We start from the raw sequence: 313 nt of genomic DNA, 5'->3' as shown, positions 1-313 counted from the left end.
GGACACCGACCTGGACAAGCTGCGGATGTCGTTCTGGCGCTACAACAACCGGGTGCACGGCCTGGCGTCGTCGAAGCTGGCGATCGAGCAGCAGGTCCGTGAGGCCGACATGGTGATCGGGGCGGTGCTGATCCCGGGTGCCAAGGCGCCGAAGCTGGTCTCCAACGACCTGGTCGCGCAGATGAAGCCGGGCTCGGTGCTGGTCGACATCGCGGTGGACCAGGGCGGCTGCTTCGAGGACACCCACGCCACCACCCACGCCGACCCGACCTACACCGTGCACAACTCGGTGTTCTACTGCGTGGCGAACATG

Annotated in this window: 1 pseudogene; it reads left to right on the top strand. The window is 66.5% G+C overall.

Annotated elements, in window-relative coordinates:
* A pseudogene (locus ETU37_RS22875) lies at positions 1–313 on the top strand (alanine dehydrogenase); the annotation flags it as partial.

This window comes from Nocardioides iriomotensis, assembly GCF_004168035.1.
GTDB classification, from domain to species: domain Bacteria; phylum Actinomycetota; class Actinomycetes; order Propionibacteriales; family Nocardioidaceae; genus Nocardioides_B; species Nocardioides_B iriomotensis.
This window is presented reverse-complemented; position numbering and strand designations above follow the sequence as displayed.